15 protein-coding genes are annotated in these 16,841 nt (G+C 75.0%); 7 read left to right on the forward strand and 8 right to left on the reverse strand.

Annotation, left to right across the window (positions count from 1 at the left end):
* The first annotated feature begins 101 nt into the window (after positions 1–101).
* The 4 genes from OG871_RS29125 (at position 102) to OG871_RS29140 (ending at position 5,622) form a co-directional block, all read left to right on the forward strand.
* On the forward strand, positions 102–1,469 hold the full coding sequence (locus tag OG871_RS29125) for a diaminobutyrate--2-oxoglutarate transaminase family protein (RefSeq protein WP_371503461.1): 1,368 nt from the start codon (positions 102–104) through the stop codon (positions 1,467–1,469).
* The gene (locus tag OG871_RS29130) at positions 1,466–2,965 is read left to right on the forward strand and encodes an aspartate aminotransferase family protein (RefSeq protein ID WP_371500815.1); all 1,500 of its coding nucleotides are present in this window, start codon (positions 1,466–1,468) and stop codon (positions 2,963–2,965) included. Before OG871_RS29125 ends, OG871_RS29130 begins: the two co-directional genes overlap by 4 nt.
* A gap of 636 nt (positions 2,966–3,601) precedes the next feature.
* Positions 3,602–4,321: a tRNA-dependent cyclodipeptide synthase gene (locus OG871_RS29135; RefSeq protein ID WP_371500816.1), complete on the forward strand. Its 720-nt coding sequence runs from the start codon at positions 3,602–3,604 to the stop codon at positions 4,319–4,321.
* 98 nt (positions 4,322–4,419) lie between these two features.
* Positions 4,420–5,622 carry a cytochrome P450 gene (locus OG871_RS29140; RefSeq protein WP_371500818.1) on the forward strand — a complete coding sequence of 401 codons (1,203 nt, stop codon included), beginning with the start codon at positions 4,420–4,422 and terminating at the stop codon, positions 5,620–5,622.
* A gap of 15 nt (positions 5,623–5,637) precedes the next feature.
* On the opposite strand, the gene OG871_RS29145 is transcribed toward OG871_RS29140, so the two are convergent.
* The 6 genes from OG871_RS29145 to OG871_RS29170 all read right to left on the reverse strand — a co-directional run bounded on the left by OG871_RS29145 (position 5,638) and on the right by OG871_RS29170 (position 12,905).
* Positions 5,638–6,441: an inositol monophosphatase gene (locus OG871_RS29145; protein WP_371503462.1), complete on the reverse strand. Its 804-nt coding sequence runs from the start codon at positions 6,439–6,441 to the stop codon at positions 5,638–5,640.
* 99 nt (positions 6,442–6,540) lie between these two features.
* Complete coding sequence (locus tag OG871_RS29150) at positions 6,541–6,948, reverse strand: VOC family protein (RefSeq protein WP_371500820.1); 408 nt, start codon at positions 6,946–6,948, stop codon at positions 6,541–6,543.
* A 42-nt stretch (positions 6,949–6,990) separates the two neighbouring features.
* Positions 6,991–8,181, reverse strand: coding sequence for a type III PLP-dependent enzyme (locus tag OG871_RS29155; RefSeq protein ID WP_371500822.1), 1,191 nt, complete (start codon positions 8,179–8,181; stop codon positions 6,991–6,993).
* A complete protein-coding gene (locus OG871_RS29160) occupies positions 8,178–9,965 on the reverse strand; it encodes an IucA/IucC family siderophore biosynthesis protein (RefSeq protein WP_371500824.1) in 1,788 nt (595 codons plus the stop codon). Before OG871_RS29160 ends, OG871_RS29155 begins: the two co-directional genes overlap by 4 nt.
* A 70-nt stretch (positions 9,966–10,035) precedes the next feature.
* Complete coding sequence (locus tag OG871_RS29165) at positions 10,036–11,712, reverse strand: IucA/IucC family protein (RefSeq protein ID WP_371500826.1); 1,677 nt, start codon at positions 11,710–11,712, stop codon at positions 10,036–10,038.
* Positions 11,709–12,905, reverse strand: coding sequence for an acetyl-CoA carboxylase biotin carboxylase subunit family protein (locus OG871_RS29170; RefSeq protein WP_371500828.1), 1,197 nt, complete (start codon positions 12,903–12,905; stop codon positions 11,709–11,711). Before OG871_RS29170 ends, OG871_RS29165 begins: the two co-directional genes overlap by 4 nt.
* Positions 12,906–13,348: 443 nt before the next feature.
* Here OG871_RS29170 and OG871_RS29175 point away from each other — a divergent pair, with 443 nt between their 5' ends.
* On the forward strand, positions 13,349–14,119 hold the full coding sequence (locus OG871_RS29175; protein WP_371500829.1) for a (2Fe-2S)-binding protein: 771 nt from the start codon (positions 13,349–13,351) through the stop codon (positions 14,117–14,119).
* A gap of 253 nt (positions 14,120–14,372) precedes the next feature.
* On the opposite strand, the gene OG871_RS29180 is transcribed toward OG871_RS29175, so the two are convergent.
* Positions 14,373–14,594: a hypothetical protein gene (locus OG871_RS29180; RefSeq protein WP_371500831.1), complete on the reverse strand. Its 222-nt coding sequence runs from the start codon at positions 14,592–14,594 to the stop codon at positions 14,373–14,375.
* Between the two features lie 37 nt (positions 14,595–14,631).
* Here OG871_RS29180 and OG871_RS29185 point away from each other — a divergent pair, with 37 nt between their 5' ends.
* Together OG871_RS29185 and OG871_RS29190 are read left to right on the forward strand one after the other, a co-directional pair.
* Positions 14,632–15,552: a Scr1 family TA system antitoxin-like transcriptional regulator gene (locus OG871_RS29185; RefSeq protein WP_371500833.1), complete on the forward strand. Its 921-nt coding sequence runs from the start codon at positions 14,632–14,634 to the stop codon at positions 15,550–15,552.
* A gap of 64 nt (positions 15,553–15,616) precedes the next feature.
* Complete coding sequence (locus OG871_RS29190) at positions 15,617–15,823, forward strand: DUF397 domain-containing protein (RefSeq protein WP_371500834.1); 207 nt, start codon at positions 15,617–15,619, stop codon at positions 15,821–15,823.
* A 41-nt stretch (positions 15,824–15,864) separates the two neighbouring features.
* On the opposite strand, the gene OG871_RS29195 is transcribed toward OG871_RS29190, so the two are convergent.
* Positions 15,865–16,761, reverse strand: coding sequence for a DMT family transporter (locus OG871_RS29195; RefSeq protein ID WP_371500836.1), 897 nt, complete (start codon positions 16,759–16,761; stop codon positions 15,865–15,867).
* Positions 16,762–16,841 lie beyond the last annotated feature (80 nt).

Raw genomic sequence — 16,841 nt, forward strand, 5'->3', positions numbered from 1 at the left:
GCGGGGTGTGCGGCCGTCATCCGGTCAGGTGGAGTTCGGTGGCGGTGCGCGGCCGCGCGGCTGCGACCAGTAAACTTAGGCTTACCTAACTTCGAGGGAGCCTGCCCGTGACCCCCACCGTCGACACCGCCGTCCCCGTCGGCGACGCGATCCTGCGCCGCCAGCGCATCCGCGAGTCGGCCGCCCGGACGTACGCCCGGTCCTTTCCGATCGTCCCGGTCCGCGCCAACGGGATGACCGTCGAGGGGGCCGACGGCCGCCGCTACCTCGACTGCCTCTCCGGCGCCGGCACGCTGGCCCTCGGCCACAACCACCCCGTGGTGCTGGAGGCGATCCGGCGCACCCTGGACAGTGGCGCGCCGCTGCACCTGCTGGACCTCGCCACCGCGGAGAAGGACGACTTCACCACCGCCCTGTTCGCCAGCCTGCCGCCCGCGTTCGCCGCCGGCGCGCGGGTGCACTTCTGCGGGCCGGCCGGCACCGACGCGGTCGAGGCGGCGCTCAAACTGATGCAGACCGCCACCGGCCGGCGCGGTGCACTCGCCTTCACCGGCGCCTACCACGGCATGACGGCGGGCGCGCTGGCCGTCACCGGCAGCGTCGCCGTCAAATCCCCACTGCCCGGCGGCGGCGAGGTAACCCGGCTCCCTTACCCGTACCCGTACCGCTGCCCGTTCGGGGTCGGCGAGCGCGGCGCCGAGCTGTCGGCCGCGTACACCGGGCGACTGCTGGACGACCCGTCCGGCGGGGTGGTGCCGCCCGCCGCGATGATCCTGGAGGCCGTCCAGGGCGAGGGCGGTGTGGTGCCCGCCCCGGACGGCTGGCTGCGCGAGATGCGGCGCATCACCGCCGAGCGCGGCATCCCGCTGATCGTCGACGAGGTGCAGACCGGCGTCGGCCGCACCGGCGCGATGTGGGCCGTCGAGCACAGCGGGATCATGCCGGACGCGATGGTGCTCTCCAAGGCGATCGGCGGCAGCCTCCCGCTGGCCGTGGTGGTCTACCGCGAGCAGTACGACGGTTGGGAGCCGGGCGCGCACACCGGCACCTTCCGCGGCAACACCCTCGCGATGGCGGCCGGCGCGGCCACCCTGCGGTACGTCGAGGCCAACGGCCTGGTGGCCCGGGCCGAGCTGGTCGGCGCCCGGATCACCGCCCGGCTGGACGGGCTCAAGGCCCGGGTGCCGGCCGTCGGCGACGTCCGCGGCCGCGGCCTGATGATCGGGATCGAACTGGTCGACCCGGCCGGCGACGCGGACAGCTGCGGCGCCCTGCCGCCCGACCCGGAGCTCGCGGTCGAGGTCCGCCGGGCCTGCCTGGAGCGCGGCCTGATCGTCGAACTCGGCGGCCGCCACGACGCCGTGCTGCGCCTGCTCCCGCCGCTCACCATCAGCGACGAGCAGACCGAGGCGGTGCTCGAGCGCCTCTGCGACGCCGTCGAGACCGCCGCGGCCGGGCACCGGCGGTGAACGGGCCGCCGCAGCCCCCGCTCTCCGGCGGCGTCGCCGGCCCGGCCGCCCTCGGCCCGCTGCTGGAACTGGTGCTCACCGCACTGGCCGTGGGCGCCGAGCAGCGCTCCGGCCCGATCCCGGCCGGCCCGCCGGACCGGCTCGCCGAGCAGTTCGCCGGGGTGCTGCGCCACGGCCGGGACGAGCCCGACCCGGACGCCCTGCTGCGGCTGACCGTCCACCTCGCCCAGGGCAGCGCCGACCCGGCCGACCCCGCCTGCGCCGCCCACCTGCACTGCCCGCCGCTGGCCGTCGCGGTCGCCGCGGACCTCGCCGTCGCCGCCCTCAACCCGTCCCAGGACTCCTGGGACCAGGCCCCGGCCGCCACCGTCTTCGAGACCGAGCTGCTCGCCGAACTGGCCGAGCTGGTCGGCTTCCCGGCCGGCCGGGCGGCCGGGGTGGTCACCACCGGCGGGACGGAGTCCAACCTGCTCGGCCTGATGCTCGCCCGGGACGCCGTCCTCGGCGGCGGGGTCGAGCTGGACGGCCTGCCGGCCGGAGTCCGGCCGGTGATCGTCGCCTCCCGCGCGGCACACTTCTCGGTGCAGCGCGCCGCCGCCCTGCTCGGCCTCGGCGAACGCGCGGTCCTGGCCGTCCCGGTCGACCGTGAGCTGCGGATGGACCCGCGGGCGCTCGCCGACACGCTCGCCGGGGCGGTACGCGCGGGCCGCACGCCGATCGCCGTGGTCGCCACCGCCGGGACCACGGACACCGGCGCGGTCGACCCGCTGCACCGGGCGGCCGACCTGGCCGCCCGCCACGGCGCCCGGCTGCACGTGGACGCCGCGTACGGGGGCGGCGCCCTGCTCTCCCGGCGGCTCGCCCCGCTGCTCGACGGCATCGCCCGCGCCGACTCCGTCTCGCTGGACTTCCACAAGCTCGGCTGGCAGCCCGCCGCCGCCGGCGTCTTCCTGACCGCGCGGGCCGAGAACTACGCCTCGCTGGCCCGCCACGCGGCCTACCTCAACCCGGCCGACGACGAGCAGGCCGGCTACCCGAGCCTGCTCGGCCGCTCGCTGCGCACCACCCGCCGCCCGGACGGTTTCAAACTCGCCGTCACCCTGCGGACCCTGGGCCGGGACGGGCTCGGCCGGCTGGTCGAGGCCTGCCACGACCTGGCCCGTGCGACGGCGGCCGCCGTCCGCGCCGAACCCTCCCTGGAACTGCACTGCGAGCCGATCCTGACCACCGTGGTGTTCCGCTACCGGCCGGCCGGCGGCGACCCGGTGACGGCCGACCGGGTCAACGCCGAGCTCCGACGGGCCCTGCTGCGGGAGGGCCGCGCGGTGGTCGGCCGGACCGAGCTGCCGGGCGAGGGACCGGGCCGGGTGCGGCTGAAACTCACCCTGCTGAATCCGCACAGCACGGCGGCCGACACCGCCCGGATCCTGTCCGACATCGTCCGCGCCGGGCGGGAATCGGAGACCTCGGACGGCGCGTCGGGAATTGGCCGGTGACACAGCGCGCCGCAGGTCGGGCGCCCTTCCCTCTGGACGAAAACACACTGGCGCGCGGTGGATCCGCAGCGTTTTCGGCCCGCGCGAGCCGGTGATCCGGAAGCCTTTGTGGACATACTTTCCTGCAATCTGTCCAGCTGATTCCGGCCGTACCAAGGCGATTTCCCGCCAACCCCGGGGCTCGGCTTGCGGGGAAGCGGAACCGCAGCGGTAACTTCGGGTAGCCGCCGCCACACCGGGAGCACACGGCACCCAGGGACTAGCGGCGCAAGGGGGATCCACCATGTGCCGCCGCGTCCGTGCGGTCACTGCGGCCTGCCGCCCCGTGGCGTCGACCGCGCCCTCGGATCGACCGGGTAGGCCCGTCTCCGGCTGATCCGCCGGCCCTCTCGTCTCCACCCCTCCACCGGCCCGGCGCGGCACCCTGCCCCGGCCCGGCGTTCCCCGCCGCCTCCCGCCCGTCGGCCGCATCACGGCCCGGCTGCGCGCGCCGCGGCATCCGCACCACCCCTCACTCCCGCACCGTCATCGGTCACCCCTGCACTCCCTCATGCACCTTGCACCGCCCCGACCCTCTCCACCGTGCCCGGCTGCCGCCGGCCGGTGGATCCAGCCCTGCGACGCGGAGGCCGCGGTATGAGCGAAACCCTTCCGACCACGACACCGGACACCTTCGAGGCCGTCCCGTTCTCGGACCGCTGCCGGGCGGTCTTCGACCGCGGCGACCACCTGCTGATCGGTGTCAGCCCCGGCAACAGCTACTTCAGCCACCAGCGACTCGCCGACCTCATCCGCTGGGGCAGGGCATTCTTCGAACGGGTGGACGTGGTCCACGCCGATCTGCACGTCGCCACCCAGTTCCTGGCCGGCGGCCACCCCGCCGAGCAGGCCGAGCGCCGGGCCGCCAAGGAGGTCAAGGCCACCCAGCGGCGGATCCGCCGCGCCGTCGAGGACGCCGGCCCGGACCGGGTCGGCACCCACGCGCTCTCCGACTTCACCCCGCAGCCCGCCTACCGGCGGCTGCACTCGGCCGTCCTGGCCGCACTGGACACCGACCCGGTACTGCGGGCGGCCACCGAGGGCATGGCACGCGGCTTCCTGCAGACCAGGCTGGCCGAGGGAGCCGGGCCCACGCCCGTCCAACTGGCCGCCGGAGTCCAGTACATAGCCGCCGAGCTGCCCTTCTTCCTGGACACCCCGGCGCTGCTCGGGGTGGACTCGTCCGTCTCCTGCTACCACGTCGAACTCCCGCTCACCGAGGTGCTGTTCGGCCGCGGCCAGGGTCTGCGCGCGGCGCCCGCCCAGGGCTACGCCGTGGTCCGGCCGGCCGCCGTGCCGCAGCCCGTGGCCGCCTGAGCCCCCCACAGCCGGCCCGCCGCCCGCGCCCGGGCGGCCCGCGCACCCCGACCGAACCGCCCATCCCGACCGAACCGTCTGCCGAGGAGCGCATCCACATGACCACCACAGCCGAGCCCGAGTTCACCTTCCCGCTCTCCCGCCGCGGCGACGTGCTGCCCGAGGAGGCCGCCCTGCTGCGGGACAGGCACCCGATCGCCAGGGTCCGCACCATGACCGGTGACGACGCCTGGCTGGTCAGCACCTACGCGCTGGCCAAGCAGGTGCTGGAGGACGAGCGGTTCAGCCTGAAGGACACCGCCAACCCCGGCGTGCCGCGCCAGTACGCGCTGACCATCCCGCCCGAGGTCGTCAACAACATGGGCAACATCAACAGCGCCGGACTGCGCAACGCCGTGATGAAGACCCTCAGCCCGCGCGCCGACCGGGAGTTGGCCGGCCGGCTGGAGGCCGAGGCGCACCGGCTGCTCGACCTGCTGGTCGAGCAGGGTCCGCCCGCGGACCTCCGGGACTCCTTCACCGAGCCCTACTCGGCCGCCCTGCACTGCCGGCTGCTCGGCCTGCCCACCGACGACTGGCGCCGGCTGATGTCCGGCATCGACGTCGCGTTCATCACCAGCCCGGCGCCCTTCGAGGGCTCCGCCCCCAACTGGTACAAGGACCTCGGCTACATGCTGGACCGGCTGAACGCCGACCCCGGGCCCACCGAGGGCCTGCTCGGCCGGTTCGCCGAGCTGCGCCGCTCGCCGGACGTCTCGGACCGGGTCAGCGACGAGCTGCTGGCCACCGTCGCGCTCTCGCTGTTCGGCGCGGGCGCGGTCTCCACCTCGGCCTTCCTGCTGCACGCCATCATCGCGCTGGCCCTGCGGCCGGAGCTGGCCGAGCGGCTGCGTGCGGAGCCCGCCGTGATCGACCGGGCGGTGGACGAGCTGCTGCGGTACAACCTGTCGATCGGCGACGCGCTGCCCCGCCTGGCGCTGGCGGACGTGCGGGTCGGCGAGGTGCTGGTGAGGAAGGGCGAGCTGGTGCTCGTCCTGATCGAGGGTGCCAACTACGACCCCGCGGTGTTCCCGGAGCCGGAGCGGATCGACTTCGACCGCGCCGCCAACCCGCACCTGGCCTTCGGCGCCGGCCGGCACTTCTGCCCGGCCTCCGCGCTGGGCCGCACCCATGCCGAGATCGCCCTGACGGCCCTGGTCCAGCGCCTGCCGGAGCTGCGGCTCGCGCTGCCCGCCGACCAGCTGGCCTGGCGCCCGGGCTTCATCAAGCGGCTCCCGGAGCGGCTCCCGGTGGTCTGGTAGCCCGTCCGGGCCGAATCAGCCCCCGACGCCGAGGAGGATGTCGCGGGCCCGCTCCCACAGGGCGGGATCCGCGGCCACCAGCAGGCCGTCCTCGCAGCCGGGCGGTTCCGGCCGGTACGGCGTGCCGCCGAGGCGGGCGGAGACCCCGCCCGCCTCGGTGACCAGGAGTGAGCCGGGGGCGTGGTCCCAGGGCAGGGTGCGCCAGTAGAGGATGAAGTCGAGGCCGCCGTCGGCCAGCAGCGGGTACTCCATGCCGGCCGACCGCAGGCCCTCCTCCAGCCGGCCGAAGGCCCGGGCCCTGGTGTGCAGCTGATGGTGGAGGGCCGGGTCGAGGAAGCGGCTCTTCAGCAGCCCGTGCCACTTCTCCGGGAGGTCGGCGGCGCGCTCCCGGGTGATCCGGTGCCCGTCCCGCCAGGCGCCGGCGCCCAGCTCGGCCGCGTAGGCCGTTCCGGTGGAGGGCTGCCAGATCCAGGAGGCGACCGTCCGGCCGTCCCGGACCAGCGCGGCCATCACCGCGAACTCCGGCCGGCCGGCGACGAAGTTGGAGGTGCCGTCGATCGGGTCGACCAGCCAGACGGCGGGTTCGGAGGTCAGTGCCCGGGCGAGCGCGGGGTCGGCGGAGACCGCCTCCTCGCCGACCACCGGGACGGGCAGCAGTTCCTGCAGCCGCCGGGCGATGATCAGCTCGGCCTCGCGGTCGGCGACCGTCACCACCTCGCCGGGGGCCTTCTCCATCACCTCGCCGGTGGCCAGGGCCCGGAACCGGGGCTCCACCGCCTCGGCTGACGCCTCGGCGAGGATCTCCGCCACCTTCTCCATCAGCACCTGACCGCTCCTTTCACCAGGTACCACTCTCGCACGGTCGTGCGGCGCGGACCTGCGGCGGGACCCCTCCGGGGCGGCCCCGGGCCGGGGTCGTCAGGAGGCGGCGGGCCGCTCCTGGACGGTCCAGCTGTTGCCTTCCGGGTCCTCGAAGAAGATGAAGGAGTTCCACGGCTCCCCGGGCCCGGATGCCCACGTCCCGTCGCCTCCGAGGTGGCGGACCTCGGTGACGTCCACGCCCCGGCCCGCCAGCTCCGCCCGGGCCGCCGCCACGTCGTCCACGACCAGCTGGAGCCCGCGCAGCGAGCCGGGCGCGGACTGCGGGATCCCGGCGCCCAGCACGATCGAGCAGCCCGAGCCGCGCGGCGTCAGCTGCACCACCCGGCCGTGCTCGCCGAGCCTGGTGTCGTGGTCCAGCCCGAAGCCGACCTGTTCCGCGTAGAAGTGCTTGGCGCGGTCCAGGTCGACGACGGGCACCACCACGACCTCCAGCTTCCAGTCCATGGCCGGGCTCCTCTCGGGTGGGCGCCGCCGCGGCGGCGCCGGTCAGTCCTCGCCGCCCTCCAGGAAGTGGAAGCCGGGATGAGGATGCATCAGGAAATCGTGGTGCGAGATGTTCCACCCGTACGCCCCCGCCATGGCGAAGACCACCCGGTCGGCCGCACGCAGCCCGGCCGCCGGGGCGCGGTGCGCCAGGACGTCCTTCGGGGTGCACAGCTGGCCGCACAGGGTGGCCCGGCCGGTGGTGACGGCGGGCCGCGGCCAGGGGTGGGGCCAGGCGGCGACCGGGCGGACGGTGAACGGCTGGTCGTGGCCCCGGGTGGCCGGCGTGCGCAGGTGGTGGGTGCCGCCGCCGAGCACCGCGAAGTCCTCGCCGTGGCTGTGTTTGACGTCCAGGACCTCGGTCGCGTACCAGCCGCAGTAGGCGGTCAGCGCCCGGCCGGGCTCGATCCGCAGGGTGAGGCCCGGACGGCGGTCCAGCAGGTCGGCCAGGCCCTTGCCGAAGGCCGTCCAGTCGAAGCGCGCGGCCGGGTCGGCGTAGTCCACCGCCATGCCGCCGCCGATGTTGACCTCGTCCAGGGCGAAACCGTGCCGGGCGGCCAGCGAGACGGACCACTCGACCACCCGTTCGGCCAGGGCGAGCTGCTCGGCCGCGGCCAGGCCGCTGGCGAGGTGGGCGTGCACCCCGCGCAGCCGCAGCCGGGCGTACTCCGGTCGGGCGAGCAGCTCCAGGCAGGCCGCGGCGCGGTCGGGGTCGAGCCCGAACGGGGTGGGCCGCCCGCCCATGGCGAGCGCCACCGAGTCCAGGGTGCCCGAGGCCACCGGGAGGTTGACCCGCAGCAGCAGGTCGACCGGGCCGGTCGCGGCGGCGGCCAGCAGGTGCAGGTCCCGTTCGCTCTCGACGTGCCAGCGGTGCACCCCGAGGGCCAGCGCGGCGGTGAACTCGGCCGGTGTCCGGCCAGGCCCGCCGAAGGCCAGCGGCGCGTCCGGGACGGCCGCCCGGACGTGCGCCAACTCGCCCGCGGAGGAGACCTCGTACCCGTCGACGGCGCCCCGCAGCGCGGTCAGCAGCGGCGGCGCCGGGTTGGCCTTCGCCGCGTAGTACAGCTCGACCCGCTCCGGCAGCGCCGCCCGGACGGCCGCGGCGTGCGCGCGCAGGCCCGGCAGGTCGTAGAGGAAGGCGGGCAGCTGCTCGGCCGCGAGCGCGTCGGCCGCGCGCAGCACCGGGCCGCTCACCGCAGCGCCCCCTGCCGGCACCGGGCGGTCGGCACCGGGCCGGCCGCGGACGGCATCGGCCCGGACGGCATCGGCCCGGTCGGCACGGGCTCGGCCAGCGGCGAGGGCAGCCGGACGTAGCCCGCCTCCCGGTCGGCGCGGCGCTCCCACCGGGTGAGCAGGTTGGCCTTGGCGGGCAGCGGCCCGCCGGCCAGAAGGGCGCCCAGCCGGGCCGGGCGGCCGTGCGCCGAGGCGTACTCGGCCAGCACCGCGCGGACCTCCGCCCAGAGGGCGGCCTCCAGCTGCGGGTACCGGTCGGCGAGGGCGGCCAGCAGTTCGGCGACGTGGTTGACCAGCAGGCAGTAGACCACCCGGTCCCAGCCGCGCCGGGCGTCGTACGCGATCGGGCCGGCCACCTCGGGCGGCAGGGCGGCCAGCGCGGGGCCGTTGAGCTCGGGCAGCAGTTTGGTGCCCTCCAGGTCGCGGAAGAGCACCTGGGCCGGGCGGCCCGCGGCGTCCACGCAGATCAGCACGTTCTGCAGGTGCGGCTCCAGGACCACCCCGTGGTCGAAGTAGGCGGCCAGCACCGGCGGCACCAGCAGCCGCAGGTATGCGGCCCACCACCGGCGGGCCCGGTGCGGGCCGGCGCCGTCCAGCAGCACCGAGATGTGGGCCGAGCTGGTCGGGTACTCGTCCGCGACGGCGGCCGCCAGCAGCGGCGTGAGACCGGGGCGCAGCCGTTCCGCGGTGCCCTCGCGGACGATCACGCCGAGGCCCTCGAACAGCGCGGTGTCCGGCTCCCCGTCCGGCCCGGGCAGCGCGAGGGTGCGGTAGGCGGGTTCGCGCAGCACCGCGGCGTGCGGGAAGCGCCGGGCCAGGTCGGCCAGCGGGCCGGCCAGCAGCCGGGTGAGCGCCACGGCGCCGGTCAGCTCGTACGCGGCGTTCTTGCGCAGGCAGTTGGTGATCCGCACGTTCAGGCTGAACTTGAGGAAGGCCCCGGCGCCGGCCAGGGTGCGGACCGACGCGGTGGGGGTGAACGGCTCGCCGCCCCGGCCGAGGTCCAGCACCTGCCCGCGCCCGATCGCGGCCCGCAGCAGCGGGTTCTCGCGCAGCAGCTCGTACTGCCAGGGATGCGCGGGCAACAGGCGGTAGCCGTCCGGGACCGGGCGCAGCCCGTCCAGCAGCGCGCCGGCGGCCGGCTCGCAGCTCTCCTCGGCGAGCAGGTCGCCGCGGACGGCGAGGTGGTGCAGCGGGAAGGCGGCGCGGGCCTCGGGCGCGTAGTCGGCCCACGAACCGCGCTCGGCGGTACGGGACTTGGGCGCCGGGTGGAAGCGGTGGCCGAACAGCAGCGCCTGCTCGGACTCCAGGTAGCGGTCCGGGCCGGGGGAGGGGCGGTCGGTGAGCGCGGCGGCGACGCCCGCGTGGCTGGAGGCCAGCTGGCTGAGGAACTCGGGGTTGCGCAGGCCGCTGCGCAGGGTGAGTTCGGCCTGTACCCGCTCGGCCAGTTCGCGCCAGCCCAGCTCCCGACGGCCGTCCGGGGTCTCCTCCAGGACGGGCCCGGTGAAGCGGTGTGCCCCCGTGAGCGAGGTGCGGCGCAGCGCGGCCCTGAGCACCACGCCGGTCCGGGGCAGCCGCAGGAGCAGGCGGCCGTCCGTGACGGCGGTCTGGTGCTCGGGCCCGGAGACCTCGCGCAGCAGGCAGTTGAGCAGGGTGTGCGCGACGGCGTGCTCGGCGGTGGGCAGGGTGGTGGGCGCCACCGACGGGGCGTGGTGGTGCTGCGGACGGAGGGTCCGGGGGGTCGTCATCGTTGGCTCCTGCGGGTCGGACGTGCGAGGGCGGCCGGGAGGGCGGGGCGGGTGCCGACGCCCTCGGCGGTCACCGCTGAATCCCTGGTCGGCGGAGGTAGTTGGGGCCGGTGGTGTAGTGCTTGTTGATGTCGGCGGCGCCGGAGCGTTCCTTGCTGAGCAGGGTGCCGGCGGTGACCATGGCCTTGACCGGGAGCCGCTCGGCGTCCAGCAGCCGGGTGCGCAGCGGTTCGCCGGCCGCGCCGAGGCGGTCCACGGCTTCGGTGAGGGCGGTGCGCAGCAGGCCGAGGGTCTGGTCCAGGGGCGCCCGGCCGTGGGCGGCCAGCGCGAAGGCGGGTGCGGCGGTGCACAGGTGGGCGGTGATGGTGGTGAACAGGTCGGTGAGCGCCAGGTCGTCCTCGCCGAAGATCCGCCGGTCGTCGAACTCCCGGACGAACCGGCCGAGTTCGCCGATCCTCGCGGTGTTGACCCGCGGGCCGTCGTTGTCCTTGAGGAGCAGGCGCAGCCGGGTGCGGCCGCCGGGGCGGTCCAGGACCAGCGAGGTGTTCTGCTGGTGCGACTCCAGGGCGATGCCGTAGCCGAAGAGGGTGGTCTGCCAGTCCAGCAGCAGGGTCAGCAGGTCGCGGTAGAGGTCGAGCACCGCGCCGCCGTGGAAGCGGTCGGCGAGCTGGTCGACGACCAGTCGGCCGTCGGGCGCGGTGGCGGTCAGCGCGGCGAGCGGTACCGTGACGGCGCCGGACAGGCCGGTCGGGCAGCGGCGCAGCAGCACGGCCAGCAGTTCGTGCCCGGCATGCGCCCAGCGCTGCTCGTCGGCGTGCAGGATCCGCCCGGCGAAGCGCGGTTCGCGGGCGACGACGGCGGCCAGCAGCCGCTGCCCGGCGGCGCCGTCGGCCAGTGTGCCGGGCTTGATGGTGCGGCGGTTGCGCAGGCCCAGGGTGGCGGTGGCGAGCGGGAGTTTGAGGTGGCAGGACGGGTCCCCGGCGACGGCGACGGTCCGCATCGAGAGGGTCGGCAGCACGTCGAGGCGGGGCGCCTCGGCGAGGGCGGCGCCGGGCACCAGCCGCTCCGGGTGGTGGTCGGCCGTCAAGGGGTGGACGGGCAGCACGGCCAGGCCCGGGCGCAGGCCCAGCTGCCGGGAGCTGGGCCACCAGGAGGGCAGCGGGCCGGTCCCGTGGACGGTCAGCAGCCGTTCCGGGACGGCCAGCCAGCGCAGTGCGAAGGTCGGGTGGAACTCTGGCGCGTATCGCCGCAGTTGGTCGTCGGTGAGGCCGGACCGGCCGCGTGCCGTGGGGTAGACCGGGTGGTCCAGGTAGGCGGCGAGGGTGTCGAAGGCGAGGGAGGCCGCCGGGCCGGTCCAGTCGGCGGTGTCCGGGCCGTACCGGTCGGCGAGCCGGGCGAGCACCTCGGCCCGGGAGGCCGAGTGCAGCCGCATGGTGGCCAGGGTCTGGCGGCACTCCTCGGCGAAGTCGAGGTGGCCCGGCCGGTCCCGGGGGTCGGCCAGTTCGGCCACCCGGCCGAGGATCTCCGGCAGGGTGGTGAGCCGGTGGCCCTCGGACTCCAGCAGCGGCAGCCTGGCGGCGTACTCGCTCTGGTACCCGTCCTCGGCGACCGGCAGCGCCAGCGTGCCGGACCGCAGCCAGGTGCCGTCCGTCCGCTGCTCGGGTACGCCGGCGCTGCGCAGCGCGACCACGTCCTCGCGCAGCAGTGCGCTGAGCACCCGCAGGGTCAGCGACTCGGCCTCGGTCACGGTGCGATCTCCCAGTGGTTGGCGGCGAGGAACCCGGCGACGGCCCGGTCGGCCGCGTCCTGGTCGGGGCCGACCGCCCAGACCAGGCCCAGGTAGTCGCGGTTGGTGCGGTAGTGCGCGTGCCGTTCGCCGAGCGCCCGGGTCGGCCGGTAGCCGAGCCGGACGCCGGCGCGGTCCTGCTCGACCGGCCCGGGGGCGGCGGTCAGGGTGCCGGCGCGCCCGGCGCAGACCGCCTCGATCCGGGCCCGGCGGTCGGCGCGCAGGCCGAGGTCGGCGGGGAGCCGCTCGCCGAGGTGGGCGCGCAGCACCAGCTCGAAGTACGGGATCTCCAGGAGCTGTTCGAGCAGCAGGTCGCAGTGGTCGCCGATGGCACGGTAGTTGACCTCGATCAGCCGGGCCCGGCCGTCCGGCTGGACGACGAACTCGGTGTGGCAGGCGCCGAGGCCGACGCCGAGGGCGTCCAGCTGGGCGAGCACCTGCGCCACCACCGGGGCCGGGTGGGCGGGGACGAACTCCAGTACCTCCTCGATGAAGTGCGGGGGCGCCGAGACCGTGGTGCGGTAGCCGCCGAGGACGTGCCGGACGGCGCCGTCGCCGAGGGTCTCCAGGGTGTACAGCCGGCCGGGCAGGAACTCCTCGACGACCAGGGCGGCGGCCGTTCTGCGGCCCCGGATCTCGGCGCACCGCCGCAGGAGCTCGCCGGCGTCGGCGACCAGGGCGACGTCCTCGCTGGCGACGCCCTCCCGCGGTTTGACCACGCAGGGGTAGGGCGGGTCGAGGTCGGCCGGGTCCTGTCCGGGGGCGAGTTCGGCGGACCAGACGGTGTCGAGGCCGGCCGCCGTGAGGTGGCGGCGCAGCTGGCCCTTGTTCTTGGTCCGCAGGGCGGCCCGCCAGTCCTTGGCGGCGAGCCCGAAGTACTCGGCGGCCAGGGCGGTCTGGGTCTGCAGGTGGTCGCTGTTGCTGAACACCGCGTCCGGCGCCGCGTGCCGGGAGATCAGCCCGATCACCTCACGGAAGTCGTGCACCGCGCAGTCCAGCACCTCGGGGGCGAACTCCAGCCCGGCGTAGGCGCTGCGGTGCTGTTGCGGGCAGTCGGTGAGGACGGTGACGGTCAGCCCGAGCCGGGCGGCGGCGGGCAGGAAACCGAGGGTGACGGAGTCGGTGGGGTTCAGGGCGAGCAGGTAGAGCCGCATTCATGGTCCTCGCTGTGGTCGACGGGCGTGGCGGATGGGGATCGGGTGATGGCGGGGGCCGGGTGGTGCGGGTGGGGTCCCGGCCGGCCCGGCCCGGGGGTGACCTTGAGTTCTTCACCCGGATGGCGCACTGTCACACCGTCGGTCGCTGCCGGATCCCGGTCAGCCCGACCGGCGCGCGGCGGCGGCCGGACCGGGCGCGTCCGCCGGTCCGTGCGGTGCCGTCGACCGTGGTGTGCGCCGCGGTATCGGCGGCCGAATGGCCAGCTCGGCGTCACTCGTCGGAGTTGCCGGATCCGGCTGGGCGGTTGTCAGCACGAACCGCATGTTAGGTTAGGCGAACCTTATCTCGTCAAGTTGCGGCTTCGCCCCCTCGACTGATCGGACGCACCGTCAGTTGTGGATCAAGGCAAGCCTCACCTTATCCCTTGCCGGGAGTCCCGATGCTCCAGCTGACGGCCGATCAGCGTCACCGGACGGACGAACTGTCCGAGACCTATCGGCTCCTCCTCGCCGCCTGCGACGGCGCCCTCCGGGTCGAGCTCACCGGTCGGCCGATGACCGGGCCCGGCTGGCGCCGGGCCGACACCCTGGCCTGCTCGGTGGAGGAGCTGGTGGCCGGCGAGAGCGCCCGGATCGCGGCCGAGCACGGCCGGGTACCGCGGACCCACGTCGCCGCCTCCCGCGCCCTGCACCACTACCTCTGGTCGGTCTCACTCCTCGTCAGCGGCCCCTGGTACCTCCAGGGCCGGATCCCGGACCTGCGCGCCACCGACCTGTGGATCGCCCCGGCCGACGGCCGCCTGGCACTGCGCCCGGGCCGCTGGGCGGCCGGCGGCGGGGCGCAGCTGCGCAGCGCGGTCGCCGACCACCTCGGGCCGGTGCTCGCCGCCTTCCAGCCGCTCGTCAAACGCGGCCCGCGCGCCCTGTGGGGGATGGCCGCCGACGACCTGGTCTCCGGCATCTGCCACCTCGGGAAGCTGCTCGGCGAGGAGGACCACGCGGTCGAGGCCGCGGCCGCGCTCCTGCCCGGAGACACCCCGCCCTTCCCCGGTGCCGCCGACTTCCGCCGCCTGACCGGCACCGGGGGCCGCACCCACTGGACCCGCACCCGGGCCGGCTGCTGTCTCTACTACGCCATCCGCCCCGACGAGGCCTGCGTCACCTGCCCGCGCACCGGCGACGAGGAGCGCGTCCGCCGCCTGGAGGCCTGAGCCCCGCCCACCGCAGGCGGCTTGCCCTCGAGCAGGTCGAGGCTCCTGGGGTCGGCGGCCGTGGCCTCCCCCGACACCGCGCCACCCGTCCTGCGAGGGCCGGCCCTTCCGCGTCCGCCCCGGGGGCGTACGCCGATGCGGCGGGCGCCGCCGCGGCCACGCTGCTGTGCGCGGCGGCCGTCCTCGCCGCCGGGATCGGCGGCCTGCTCTCCCGGCCGCTCCGCGCGGTCCGGCAACCGCCCGGCGGGAGCGGTCAGTTGTCCGGCGACTGACGCCCGCAGCAGCGCGGGCAGCGGCAGTCGCCCCAGCGCAGCGGGTCGCGTGACGCCTCGTCGGTCCGGACGGTCGACCGGGAGAGAGTGCTGCGCTCGCCGTGCGGCGTCAGCCGGTACACCCGGATCGTCATCGCGCTCACCCGGCGCGATCCGTCCCGCTGTTTCCGGAGCAACCCGTCGACCCCTGCCGGCTCGTCCATCGCGAATCTCCTGACTTGGTCCGATTTCTGTTACAGCTTGGCCACGCAGCGTTACGATCGCCAGAGCAGGAAGTCCAACACCGCAAGTGACAGACCGGGGCCGTCCATGCCGAACCCGCGAGAACTCGACCCCTCCGAATCGATGCAGGCACTCTTCGGCGCCGAACTACGCCGATTCCGAACGGCCGCCGGACTCAGCCAGGAAGCCCTGGGGGAAGTCCTCGGTTACACCGGTTCACTGGTGGGCCAGGTGGAGACCGGACGACGCCTCCCCAGCAAGGAGTTCGCGCAGAGACTGGACGGCGCGCTCGACACGGGCGGTATCTTCGGGCGCTGGTGGCCGCACGTCGGTCGCAGCTCCTTCCCGCACTACTTCCGGTTGTACGCCGAATTGGAGCGGCGGGCCTGCGCCATCTCCGAGTACTCCGGAAACTTCATTCCCGGCCTGGCGCAGACCGAGGGTTACATGCGGGCGGTGTTCCGTTCGGCGATGCCGGTGGCCGACGAGCAGGAGGTCGAGGCGCAGGTCAAGAACCGTCTCGGGCGCCAGCACCTGCTCGGGAGTCCAACACGACCGCTGTTGTGGTGGCTCACCGACGAGGCGGCCCTGATCAGACCGGCGGGCGGGCACGGCGTCATGTCCGACCAGTTGCGGTTCCTGGGCGAACTGATCCGGTCGCACCTGGCCGTGGTCCAGATCCTTCCGATCAAACAAGGCCCGCACGCATTGCTCGAGGGTGTAATGAGCCTGATGTCCTTTGCGGACGGCAGCCCCGACATGGCCTACATCGAAGGGCCGCACGCCGCCATCCTGGTGGAAGACGTGACAACCGTTCGCAAGTGCCAACTGTCCTTCGATCTGGCCAGGGCCGATGCCCTGACCCCCGCGGCGTCACTGGCCCTGATCGACGCCGCGGCCCGGGAACACACGCAGCACGCCCGGGCCGAGGACGGCTGAAAAGCCCGCAGGAGGCAGGGGAGGGCACGCAATTCATGTCGCCGAACATATGAGGAGCACACGAATGAACGTCGATCTGGAGCTGGCCGAGTGGCAGAAGAGCAGCTATAGCGGCGGAAACGGCGGACTGTGCGTCGAGATGGCGCGCACTTTCCTGAGCAGCGGTGTCGTACCGGTCCGGGACTCGAAGGATCCGGACGGCCCGAGTCTGGTGGTCGGCACCGAGGCATGGCGGTCCTTCGTGGGCTTCGCCGCCGCCTGCGAGATCTGAACGTCCCGCCGCCGCCGGGGGCTCCCGTCCTGGCGGAGCCCTCAGCGGCGGCGGGAGACCGCCACACCGGCCAGGCAGAGCGCGCCGCCGGCCAGGGTCAGCAGGGCCGGCACCTCGCCCAGTACGGCCCAGGCCATCAGCACCACCAGGGCCGGCACCGCGTAGGTGGTGGCACCCATCCTCCCGGCGGTCGTGCGGGCCAGGGCGTACGCCCAGGTGGTGAAGGCCAGCGCGGTCGGGAACAGGCCCAGGTACACCACCCCGAGGGTGGCCGACAGGGGTGCCCGCCCGACCTGGTCCACCAGTTGGACGGAGAACGGCAGGCAGGCGGCCGTGCCGACCAGGCAGCCGAACGTGGTGACCTGGAGCGGGGAGGCGTACCGCAGCGCGGGCTTCTGGGCCACCACCCCGCCCGCGTAGGTGACCGCCGCGAGCAGGCACAGCGCGATCCCCAGCACCGAACTCCCGCCGCCGCCCGACATCGACAGCCCGACCACCACCGCACCCGCGAACGAGACCGCCATGCCGGCCAGCAGCCTCGGCGGATACCCCTCGCCCAGCACCTTGCCGCCGATCAGCGCGATCAGCACCGGGCCGACGTTGACGACCATGGCCGCGGTGCCCGCGTCCACCTGCTGCTCGCCCCAGTTGAGGGCGACCATGTACGCCCCGAACCACAGCACCCCGGAGGCCGCGATCCCCGGCCAGGCCGCCCGCGGCGGCAGCCCCTCCCCGCGGACCGCGAGCAGGACGAGCAGCGCCACCGACCCCGCCAGCAGCCGCCCGAGCGCCAGCGCCCCCGGCCCGAAGTGCTCGCCCGCACCCCGGATCGCGACGAACGCCGACGCCCACAGCACCACCGTGGTCGAGACGGCGGCGAGCGCCCTGCGGTCCATCCGTGCCACTGCCGGTGCCACTACGGTGTCTCCCTCGGTCATCCGGCCAACCTAGGCCGTGCTCCCGATCGCTGGAAAGCGGGTTTCGTCCCGCTCCGCCCTGGCCCGGGTGGTCGAGTGCC

Source organism: Kitasatospora sp. NBC_00374, from assembly GCF_041434935.1.
GTDB lineage: Bacteria > Actinomycetota > Actinomycetes > Streptomycetales > Streptomycetaceae > Kitasatospora.